Origin of the sequence: Arthrobacter sp. 35/47 (assembly GCF_000520475.1) — a bacterium.
Taxonomy (GTDB): Bacteria; Actinomycetota; Actinomycetes; order Actinomycetales; family Micrococcaceae; genus Arthrobacter_D; species Arthrobacter_D subterraneus.
The window spans coordinates 52,413-61,331 of the sequence record NZ_KI914603.1; the positions used below are offsets into that span (position 1 = coordinate 52,413).

Sequence of the window (8,919 nt, forward strand, 5' to 3'; positions counted from 1 at the left end):
CCCGGCCACAAGCAGGGCAAGCCCAACTGGCGGGCGCCGGAAGTCCATGATGCCCTCGACCTCTGCCTGTCCTGCAAGGGCTGCGCCTCGGATTGCCCCACAGGAATCGACATGGCCTCCTACAAAGCGGAGGTCCTGCACCAGAGCTACAAGGGTCGGATCCGGCCGGCGTCGCACTATTCGCTCGGCTGGCTGCCACGGTGGGCTTCGCTCGCCTCGGTTGCACCGCGGGTGGTGAATGCCCTGATGAGTCTGCCCGGCCTCGGGAAGCTGGGGCTGCGGGTAGCAGGCGTGGACCAGCGCCGAAAGATCCCGGCCTTCGCCCCGCAGACGTTTCACAAGTGGTTCGCCGGCCGGCCCGTCAACGCGTCCGGGGATCGGCCGCCCGTACTTCTCTGGGCGGACTCCTTCACCAACAACTTCTCCCCAGAGGTCGGTAAGGCGGCGGTACGGGTGCTCGAGGACGCAGGCTACGAGGTGCGCATTCCGGAGAAGCCGGTGTGCTGCGGGCTCACGTGGATTTCGACCGGGCAGCTCGACAGCGCCCGGAAGATCCTGCGCTCATCGGTCGAGACGCTCACGGAGTACGCCGAGCAGGGGATTCCCATTGTGGGTCTTGAGCCCTCGTGCACCGGGGTGCTCCGCTCGGACTCGATCGAACTGCTGGGCCGCGCGGAAGCAGGGAAGGTTGCCGCAGCCACACACACCCTCGCGGAACTGCTCGCGCAGACGCCCGGTTATGAGCCGCCGTCCTTGGAGGGGACCACCATCGTTGCGCAGCCGCACTGCCACCATCACGCTGTGATGGGGTGGAGCCCGGATGCGGCGCTGCTGGAAGGTGCGGGCGCCTCGCTGCAGAAGCTCGGCGGCTGCTGCGGCCTGGCTGGGAACTTCGGCGTTGAGCGCGGCCATTATGAGATTTCCGTTGCGGTGGCCGAGCAGCAGCTGCTGCCGGCGGTCCGCGCGGCAGCTGATGACGTCGTCGTGCTTGCTGACGGCTACTCCTGCCGTACCCAACTGGAGGACCTCAGCGAGCGGAAGGGGATCCATCTGGCGCAGCTGCTGGACCGGGCACAAAGTGCGCAGGCACCGCTCGACAATAACGGTTGCATAACACAATAAGCGTATTTACCTGTTGAGGTTTTGATTCCGGTAATTGTTGGAGGGCCTTGATTGCCACTCGCAACAACCGGGGCGCAGTTGGCGACGACGCCAACGTCCACTCGCACAGGGGAGAACCATGAAAGCACGCAAGCAGCTTCTCGCTGCAGGATCCACCGTCACGCTCGTTGCGGGCGGTGCTTTTTTTGCCGCAACGCCTGCCGCAGCCGTCCACGAATCACCGGAGTGCCTCACCGCGCAGAGCCAGTTCACTGCTGCTCTCAATAACGCAGGAATTACCGCGGACCTGGAGGTACAGCTCGCCGTAGCGCTGCAGAACCTCATCGACGCACAGGAAACGCGTGACCTGCTGACGGTGGAGGGCACACTGACCCTCGCCGAGGTCGAAGCCCTAATCGCCCCGGTTCTGGCTGATGCAAAGCTCAACATTCCCGAGCTGCCGGCTATCCAGGCTCTCATCAATGCAAACGCCTCCGCCGACAGCGCGGTCGGGGACGCACGGGCGCTGCTTGACGCCTCGATTGACGGCTCGCTGGACCAGGCCACGCTGGAAGCACTGGCCGCCGCCGGAATTGAACCGGAGACATTCCTGCTTGCCCAGCTTCTCGACGAGACTGGGCTGAACGCAGCCGTTGATGCGGCGGTTGATGCCGGCACCACGGTTGATTCGGGACGTATTGAAGCACTCCGGACAGACATCAATGATGGTGACGAAGTGCTGAGCGATGCAAGCCTCGCCACCCTGACGGAGCTCAACATCGACGTCCAGACCTTCACGACGTTCGACGCAGTTGTGCTCGGGGCGGCGCTCGACGCCATCGTCACTGTGAGTGAACAGGAAGCGACACTGGCCCTGATTGCCGCACTGCAGACGGGCGACACCGCAGCCATCCTCGAAGCCGAGGCCGCCCTCGAAGCACTCGTCGGCGAGAACGTGGACCTTACTGTTCTGGCCGGCCTGTTCACCGAGCTCCTTGCAGCTCAGGCAGTTCTCGAGGCCGAGGCAGACCTTGCAGCGGCGGTAGCCGTTGTCGAAGGTCTCCTCGTTCAGCTCGAAGGGCTGGACATCGACCTGCTGGAACTGGAGGCACTCTTCAACGCGGCGATCGATGCCTGCACCGAAGCAGGTGCCGTGGGCGGCGTTGGCACCGGCGGCGGTACCGGAACCGGGACCGGCGGCGGCGCAGGCACTACCGGTGGGGGCACCGGTAGCGCAAACCGCGGAATGAACGTCCAGACCGCCGCAGCGACGGCCGAGACCGACCCCGCCGGGATCGGCGTCCTCGCAGCAGGTCTGGGCTTCATGGTTGTCGCCGGAACGCTGGCAGCCCGCCGCGTCCGCAACAGCTAGCATTACGGGACACGTCGGGTGAGGGGTGCCGTCCAGCGCGGACGGCACCCCTCACCGGCACCACCACAGGGAAAAGATCGCAGGAACATGAGTACTACCGACACCCGGACCCAGCCGGAGGGTCGCAAGCGGCTGGTGCTTGCCGCCGTCGTGCTCCTGCTCTTCCTGGCTCTGGTGGTGGCTGCGCTGCAGCTGTTCTCCGGCCCGGGAGCGTCCCCGACCACGGCTCCGACGGCGGTTTCGGCAACGTCCGCCCCGGCAAGTCCGACCCCCTCACCGGTTAAGTCGGCGCCCGCACCGCAACCCGCGCTGCCGCCGGCTTCCGCGCCGAACGCGCTCATTATTGAGTCAGCGGACATCAACGTCCCGGTGTTGCCGCTTACTCCTACGGAGGCGGACCTGGCAGCACAGTCACTCGTGCCGCCTGAGACTCTCGACGGTTACTGGCTCACCAACTACGGCGCCCCCGGTGAGGGTTCCGAGGACACCGTGTACATCACCGGCCACAGCTGGGAGGGCCGCGAAAGCCCCTTCAACCGGCTCAGTTCCGACGTTGAGGTGGGAGACTCCGTGACACTCACGACCGCCGAGGGGGAGATCGACTACGTGGTGGACACGATCACCACTCACAACAAGGACACGCTGAAGGACAGCGACATCTGGAACATCGTCCCCAATAGGCTCGTACTGATCAGCTGTTACACCGAGGACCTCTGGGGAAAGAACGTGATCGTCACTGCGACCCCGGTGTCCTAGATGACCGTTACCGGGGCACCGGGGACGAGGGTAGGGGGACGTTCTGACCATCAATCTGGTGTTGGCGCTCTTCGCCGGGGCGGTGCTGGTGCTCTCGGCGTTCTCAACCCTGACGCAGCGGATAAGCCTGCCCGGCCCGGTGCTCGCACTTCTGTTCGGGGCGTTGATGGGCCCTTATGCCGTGGGCGTTCTAACCATCGAGGACTTTGGAGTTCCGACCGGCACACTGCTTGAGGAGGCCGCGCGCATCACCCTGGCCGTCGGGCTGACCGGTGTTGCCCTTCGGCTGCCGCACGGCTACTGGCGGAAGAACGTGCGCTGGATCGCCGTCATCATCCTTCTGGGGATGGGCGGAATGCTGGTCGTGGCCACGGGCATGCTGTGGGCGCTCCTCGGGGTTCCCTTCGTGGTGGCTTTGCTGCTGGGCGCGATCATCACGCCGACCGACCCTGTGGTCACCACGCCCATCGTCACCGGTTCCCTTGCCGAGGACCGCATCCCCGAACGTGTCCGCCACAACCTCTCCGCCGAGAGCGGCATCAACGACGGACTCGGCTATCTCTTTGTGATGCTGCCCATCCTGCTGCTGACAAAGCCGGGGGTTGCGTGGCAGGAGCTGCTCGTGAAAGTGCTGTTGTGGGAGGTGCTGGGGGCAGCGGTATTCGGGGTTCTCGCGGGCTTTCTGTTGGCCCGGCTGTTCGTCTGGACGAAAAACGCCGGGTTGATGGAGGAGAGCTCCTATCTTGGTTTCCTGGTTCCCCTCGGACTCCTGATCCTCGGCGCCGGGAAACTCCTGGGCACCGATGCAATTCTGGCTGTCTTCGTTGCCGCCGCCGTGTTCGGTCAGCTGATACCCGAGCGGGATGAGCAACAGGAGGACAAGATGAACGACGCCGTTGCCCGGCTCTTCCTCCTGCCCATCTTCATGCTCCTGGGCCTGGCACTACCCTTTGCGGAATGGGTCGCCCTCGGATGGATTGCTCCGGTTGGCCTTGCGGCCGCAGTGCTGCTGCGGAGGATCGTCACCCTCTGGGCGCTGCGTCCGCTGATTCGATCCCTGCACGATGTGCCGGAGACGGCGTTTCTCAGCTGGTTCGGGCCGGTGGGCGTCTCTGCGCTGTTCTACGCCACGCTCGCCGAGCGCCACACCGGCAACCACGAAATCTTTGTCTACGCCACCCTGGCGATCACCCTGTCCGTCCTGGTTCACGGCCTGTCGACGGCGCCGCTCAGCGCCTGGATCAAGAGAAGTGAACCGGAGCGGAAACAGGAACACGAAACCGGGTGAGGTCCCGCAGGAGCCGCTGAAGCGGCCTGCTAACCGCCGGCTCCTTCGGTGGGCTCATCGGTAGCCTCGTCGGTGGCATTTTCCGTCGCGTCTTCCGTGGCACCGTCAGTGGCTTCACCACTCGGCTCCTCACTGGCATCTCCGGTTGACGGGCTCGCGGACGGCTCAGCCGATGCGGTGTCCGACGGGGCCTCTCCCGAGTCTCCCTCAGCCTTGCTCAGCACTTCGTTGACCAGATCTTCCAGCTCCTGCTGGTCCTCATCACCCAGGTCGGCGCCGCCCTTGGTGGCAACCACGAGAAGTCGGCCCTGGGCGGCCGAGACCTGCATCAGCATCTGGGACTCGTCATTGCCGCGGGTGCTGACGGTGGCGAAGGTCTGCTCCGCATCGGTCTGGGCATCGAGCTCCTCGCTGGTGACGTCGAGCTGCTGGCCCGCCGCCTCGATGGTGAACTCCTCGCACTGCTCCATGGTGCCGCTCACCTCTTCGAGGAGCTCCGTGGCTGACGGTCCCTCCTCGCCCGACTGCGCCGAGACGGTGCGCGGTTCGTCGCTCTCCGAGATGGCGACCGCCACCTCGCTGCCCTCCACACTGTCCAGGAGCCCGGCCGTAGCGATGGATTTGCACTCCTCGGGGTTGACCGAGGCGGTTGTCAGCAGCAACTGCGCAATCTGGCTGCCCTGCTCCACCTGATCCTCGGAGTACAGCGTGAGCTCGTTGCCCTCTTCATCGGTCAGGCCGGAAATGAGGTCCCGGAGTTCCTCGACGGTGTAGACCTTCTCGTCTCCCGACTGAGCCTCGCCGCTCTCGGAGGCGGTGGCTTCGCCGGGGCTGCCGCTCGGCTCAGCCGTTCCGGATTCGCCCCCGCCACCGGTACACGAGGTCAGAGTCAGACAGGCGGCTGCAGCCAGCCCCACAATTGCCGATGCGTTCTTCATGGTGGTGTCCCCTCACATCATTGGAAAGCAAGCTTACTAATGAGTAAAGGTTAGTTCGCTTCAGCCGATCCCGACAGTGCTGCCCGCCGCCGTCGTTCCGGAAGGCCGTACGTGTCCCGCCAGCCAGCGTTCGGCCTGGACCGCAAGGTCCGCGGGTTTGTCCGCAATATCCAGCACGATCCCGGCCTCATCTGCCTGCAGCGGCTCCAGCGTCTGCAATTGTGATGCCAGGAGCGACGGCGGCATGAAGTGTCCGGGCCGCGCAGCCATCCGCGCGCCGAGAAGTTCTGCGGTGCCGTGCAGATGGACGAAGCGGGCATCTGCGGCACCGGTGCGGATGAGGTCCCGGTAGGAGCGCTTCAGCGCACTGCAGGCGATGACCAGCGATTTGTCCCCGGCCGCGGCGAACCGCCGCCCGATCTCCTCCAGCCAGGGCCGGCGATCGGCGTCGTTCAGCGGAATCCCCGCCGCCATTTTCTCGACATTCGACGCCGGATGCAGCGAATCCCCGTCCAGGAATTCCGCATGAAGTGCCGCAGCCAGGAGCCCTCCGACCGTGCTCTTGCCGCAGCCGGAGACACCCATGACGACGACGTGGTGCGCGTTCACCAGTCGTGCACCGTGCCGTCGGAGAGACGGTTGTAGGGCAGGTACGCCTGCTGGTAGGGGAATGACGCGGCAGCCTCCTCGTTCAGCTCGACGCCGAGACCCGGATTGTCACCGGGGTGGAGGAAGCCGTCGGTGAAGGTCATGGACTGCTCGAAGACGGTGTTGGTCTTCTCGCTGTGCTCCATGTACTCCTGGATCCCGAAGTTGTGGATCGCCAGGCCAACGTGCGTCTGGGCGGCGAGACCGACCGGGGAGACGTCGGTGGGCCCGTGGAAACCGGACTTGATCTGGTACTGGGCAGCGTAGTCCATGACCTTCTTCAGCGGGGAAATACCGCCGAAGTGGGTGGACGCGGCGCGGACGTAGTCGATGAGCTGTTCCCGGATGAGGGTCTGGAAGTCAAAGACGGTGTTGAAGATTTCGCCGACCGCCAGGGGGGTGGTGGTGTGCTGGCGGATCAGGCGGAAGGAGTCCTGGTTTTCGGCAGGGGTGACGTCTTCGAGCCAGAACAGGTCGTACGGCTCCAGGGACTTGCCGAGCTTCGCGGCCTGGATCGGCGTCATCCGGTGGTGGCCGTCATGCAGCAGGGGCAGCTCGGGACCGAACTCGTTCCGGACGGCCTCGAAGACTGTGGGAATGTGGCGCAGGTAGGCCCGGGTGTCCCAGTCCTCCTCGGTGGGCTGCGCGCCGCGGCCGGCCGGCTCAAAGTCGTAGCGTTCGCCGGTGGCCTGGGCCTGGGCGGCCACGCCGTAGAGGGCCTTGATGCCTGGCACCGAGGTCTGCACCCGGATGGACTTGTAGCCCTCCTCAAGGTGCTTGCGGATGGAATCGAACAGCTCCGGCAGGTCGCGTCCGGAGGCGTGGCCGTAGGTGCGCAGCGCGGTCCGGGAGGCGCCGCCCAGCAGCTGGTACACCGGCATACCGGCAGCCTTGCCCTTGATATCCCACAGCGCCATGTCCACAGCGGCGATGGCTGCCATGGTGACCGGGCCCCGGCGCCAGTAGGCGCTGCGGTAGAGGAACTGCCAGGTGTCCTCGATGCGGTGCGGGTCCTTGTTGATCAGCAGCTGCGTGACGTGTTCCTTGAGGTAGGTGGCAACGGCCAGCTCCCGGCCGTTCAGCGTGGCGTCACCGAGCCCGGTGATGCCCTCATCGGTGGTGATCTTGAGGGTGACGAAGTTCCTGCTCGGGCTGGTAACAATGACTTCCGCGGCAATGATTTTCATGGGGGAGTTCCTTTCAAAAGGGTTCGCAATCGGGGCGCGTCCCGGGACGCGCGAAGGGACGGCAGCAGCTACCAGCTGCCCCGGAGGCTGTGCACAAGATCGACGACGGCGGCATTGGCTCCCAAATCTGCGTCCAGTACCGCCACGAGGCCGCGGGTGAGATCCTTGCCGGAAAGTTCCAGCAGCCCGGTGAGCCGGCCGGCCTCAGCATCGGCAGGGGCGCGGCCGTCGTCGTGCCGGCGGGCCAGAAAGTCGATCCAGGCTGCGATGGCGCGTGCCGCTGCCTCACCGGTGCGGCCGGCTGAACGCTCTGCGCGGAGGACGGGAACGGCCCGCATGCGGAGTTTCGTGGAGCCGTCGGCGCCGATCTGTTCAAGCAGGTGCTCAATCCGCGCGTTCCTGAAGCGGCCCAGCAGGGCTGCGCGGTATGCGGGAATGTCGAGTCCGGGCTGGTCCAGGTGCGCGGCTGCTTCATCCCAGAACGCATCGAGTTCAGCAGTGCAGGCAGCATCGCCCACCGCATCCGCGACCGTCCGCAGCCCGCGCAGTTGCCCGGCGTAGGCCAGCAACGAGTGCGCGCCGTTGAGCAGCCACAGCTTGCGCTGTTCAAAGGGTGCAATGTCTTCCACGAAGACGGCCCCTGCGTTTTCCCACGCCGGGCGTCCCGCGGGGAACGTCCCGCTGAGCACCCAGTTGGAGAAAGGCTCGGTGATGACCGGGGCGGCGTCGTCGAACCCGGTGGCCTCCCGGACCGCAACGAGGTCCGCCTCGGTGGTGCGCGGCGTGATGCGGTCCACCGAGGTATTCACAAAGGAGACGTTCCCGGCAATCCAGTCCGCGAGCCCGGGCGAGACCAGTGCAGCAAGACCCTGGATGGCCTGGGATGCAGCTTCCCCGTTGGACGTGAGGTTGTCACAGGACACGACGGCGAGAGGACCGGCGCCCGCACGGCGGCGTGCATCAAGACCAGGCAGAACCCGGGCCCCCATCGTCACGAGCTGCGGAGACTTCCCGGGCAGGTCCAGATAGCCGGGCGCCGTCCGGAGCTCCTGCAGCGCTGCGGCGTCAGCCGCCACCCCGGGCGAGGCGGCGTTGAGCCGGCCGTCCGCGCCAAGATGGTAGGCGGGTTCGGTGATGGTGATGGTCACCAGTGCCGTCTCCGGCGCGGACAGGAGCGTGGTGAGCCGGGCGAGGTCGGCGCCGTCGTGTGCTGCACTGATGCTGCCCACGATGCTGAACTCATCGCCGTCGTCCCCTCGCTCCACGAGTGTGTAGAGACCATCCTGCGCGGCGAGGGTGGCGGCCGCCTCCGGGCTGCGGCCCGTGAAGGCAGCGATGCCCCATTGGCGATCGGGGTCAGCCTGTTCCGTGTACCAGGCCTGGTGCGAGCGGTGGAAGGCGCCGAGCCCGATGTGGACAATACGGACCGGGGCGCCGGGAGAAACGTCTGCACTGGTGCGGTTCAATGTCTTCGCTTCATGCCGGACGGTCATAGCTTGAACACCCGCCGCGGGGCGCGGTCGACGACGTCGACGATCAGTTCCTCGGCGCGCGCCGGGGAGATGCGGTGCTCGGCCACGAGCCGGGCCAGAAAAGATGCCTCAATCCGGCGGGACGCGTCATGGCGGG

8 protein-coding genes are annotated in these 8,919 nt (G+C 65.9%); 4 read left to right on the forward strand and 4 right to left on the reverse strand.

Annotated features, from left to right (window positions below):
• The 4 genes from X803_RS21530 to X803_RS0110735 form a co-directional block, all read left to right on the forward strand.
• Positions 1-1,122, forward strand: a 1,122-nt coding sequence (locus X803_RS21530) for a (Fe-S)-binding protein (RefSeq protein ID WP_035778616.1), incomplete at its 5' end; no start/stop codon positions are given.
• Positions 1,123-1,240: 118 nt separating this feature from the next.
• Positions 1,241-2,473 carry a hypothetical protein gene (locus X803_RS0110725; RefSeq protein ID WP_026545134.1) on the forward strand — a complete coding sequence of 411 codons (1,233 nt, stop codon included), beginning with the start codon at positions 1,241-1,243 and terminating at the stop codon, positions 2,471-2,473.
• 87 nt (positions 2,474-2,560) lie between these two features.
• The gene (locus tag X803_RS0110730; RefSeq protein WP_026545135.1) at positions 2,561-3,229 is read left to right on the forward strand and encodes a class F sortase; all 669 of its coding nucleotides are present in this window, start codon (positions 2,561-2,563) and stop codon (positions 3,227-3,229) included.
• A gap of 58 nt (positions 3,230-3,287) precedes the next feature.
• Positions 3,288-4,517, forward strand: a complete 1,230-nt coding sequence (locus X803_RS0110735) for a cation:proton antiporter (protein ID WP_253907448.1) — start codon at positions 3,288-3,290, stop codon at positions 4,515-4,517.
• Positions 4,518-4,546: 29 nt separating this feature from the next.
• On the opposite strand, the gene X803_RS0110740 is transcribed toward X803_RS0110735, so the two are convergent.
• From X803_RS0110740 to X803_RS0110755, 4 genes are all read right to left on the reverse strand, one after another.
• Positions 4,547-5,455 carry a hypothetical protein gene (locus X803_RS0110740; protein WP_051470670.1) on the reverse strand — a complete coding sequence of 303 codons (909 nt, stop codon included), beginning with the start codon at positions 5,453-5,455 and terminating at the stop codon, positions 4,547-4,549.
• A 60-nt stretch (positions 5,456-5,515) separates the two neighbouring features.
• Positions 5,516-6,064, reverse strand: coding sequence for a gluconokinase (locus X803_RS19315; RefSeq protein ID WP_343299622.1), 549 nt, complete (start codon positions 6,062-6,064; stop codon positions 5,516-5,518).
• Complete coding sequence (gene manD / locus X803_RS0110750) at positions 6,061-7,290, reverse strand: D-mannonate dehydratase ManD (protein WP_026545138.1); 1,230 nt, start codon at positions 7,288-7,290, stop codon at positions 6,061-6,063. Before manD ends, X803_RS19315 begins: the two co-directional genes overlap by 4 nt.
• 68 nt (positions 7,291-7,358) lie before the next feature.
• Entirely contained in the window at positions 7,359-8,783 is a 1,425-nt protein-coding gene (locus tag X803_RS0110755; protein ID WP_026545139.1) for a mannitol dehydrogenase family protein, read from the reverse strand.
• Positions 8,784-8,919 lie beyond the last annotated feature (136 nt).

Excerpts from the sequence above, each read along its gene's own strand:
- X803_RS0110725 (WP_026545134.1), top strand. The coding sequence starts at position 1,241 with ATGAAAGCACGCAAGCAGCTTCTCGCTGCAGGATCCACCGTCACGCTC.
- manD (WP_026545138.1), bottom strand. The coding sequence starts at position 7,290 with ATGAAAATCATTGCCGCGGAAGTCATTGTTACCAGCCCGAGCAGGAAC.
- X803_RS0110755 (WP_026545139.1), bottom strand. The coding sequence starts at position 8,783 with ATGACCGTCCGGCATGAAGCGAAGACATTGAACCGCACCAGTGCAGAC.
- X803_RS0110740 (WP_051470670.1), bottom strand. The coding sequence starts at position 5,455 with ATGAAGAACGCATCGGCAATTGTGGGGCTGGCTGCAGCCGCCTGTCTG.
- X803_RS0110730 (WP_026545135.1), top strand. The coding sequence starts at position 2,561 with ATGAGTACTACCGACACCCGGACCCAGCCGGAGGGTCGCAAGCGGCTG.